The sequence below is a fragment of the Vibrio sinus genome (assembly GCF_023634645.1).
Taxonomy (GTDB): domain Bacteria; phylum Pseudomonadota; class Gammaproteobacteria; order Enterobacterales; family Vibrionaceae; genus Vibrio; species Vibrio sinus.
Window position 1 is genome coordinate 1 of sequence record NZ_JAMKMR010000051.1, and the last position, 1,097, is coordinate 1,097.

2 protein-coding genes are annotated in these 1,097 nt (G+C 43.9%); both read left to right on the plus strand.

Features of this window, described 5'->3' with window-relative positions; all coding sequences use genetic code 11:
* Nucleotides 1-187: 187 nt before the first annotated feature.
* A complete protein-coding gene (locus M9194_RS21525) occupies nt 188-769 on the plus strand; it encodes a TetR/AcrR family transcriptional regulator (protein ID WP_250614763.1) in 582 nt (193 codons plus the stop codon).
* Nucleotides 770-885: 116 nt separating this feature from the next.
* Entirely contained in the window at nt 886-1,086 is a 201-nt protein-coding gene (locus tag M9194_RS21530; protein WP_250614764.1) for a DUF1127 domain-containing protein, read from the plus strand.
* Nucleotides 1,087-1,097: the final 11 nt, after the last annotated feature.

The following is a 1,097-nucleotide window of genomic DNA, read 5'->3' on the forward strand; positions in this document are numbered from 1 at the left end:
TTCACAGCACAATGCGGCCGCTCGGGCGAATGTGCTGTATTGTGGGCCGAATATATAAACATCTTGTGACATGATTTTTTCCTCTATGGTACGTGGAAAGTCCATCGTAAAATTTGGCAAAAGATGTTCAAGAACATATTGTTCTGCTGCGTTAGCATAGAGTTTCTATCAAAAAGGAGAACATTGAATGCCTTGGAGCCCAAACCATAAACTCGCCACCAGAGAGAGATTACTTACCAGTGCGGCGAAGCTTTTCACTAATTTTGGTTATGACAATGTCGGGATTGACGAGATAACGAGTGATGCTGGGCTAACGCGAGGTGTGTTCTACCGTTATTTTTCCAGTAAGTCAGAGCTGTATGCGGAGTCTATCCTTCAAGCTGGCCAATTTAGTGCGAACCAAATGAAAAACGCTTGTTCTGGTGAAGACAATTTTCAAGAGCAGATAAAGTGCTATCTGAGCAGCGCCCATAGAGACGGAGAGCAAGCACATTGCCCACTTGCGTTCCTCATCACTGATATTGCCCATAGAAATTCAGAAGTGCGTCAGACGTATACTCAGATGTTTGAAAAATTCGTCGAAAAAACCCGTAGTCATGGTGGCAGCAAAATGAGTCGTGAGAGAGCGATTCAACACTCTGTGATGATGATTGGCGGGCTGGCGCTATCTAGAGCGTTAAGCGATGAAGCTCTCTCAGACGAGGTGTTGCAAAGCTGCATTGAATCTATGCGAGAAGAAGCGATACAAGACAGTGAGTTTGTCGCTTAGCGCCAATTGCCTATTACTCCAACAAAGATTTCAAACAATTTAGACTAAAGTATAAAATGTCATTTCGTGTTGACGCCATATACTTAAATACCATTCACCGTTCGGTTGGCGTCGTTATGAGTGAAATTACGTTCCATAAACCTGATTATATTGATACCAGTTCATTGCTACGAAAAGCGCTTCAGCTGCTGGGGCTGTGGCTTAGGAATTACAGAACTCGCAAGCAGTTAAAGTCTATTTCAGCAGATGGGCTGAAAGATGTGGGGATTTCTGTGGCCCAGGCAAGAGAAGAAAGCGCTAAGCACTTTTGGCAATAAGGGCCACTAAT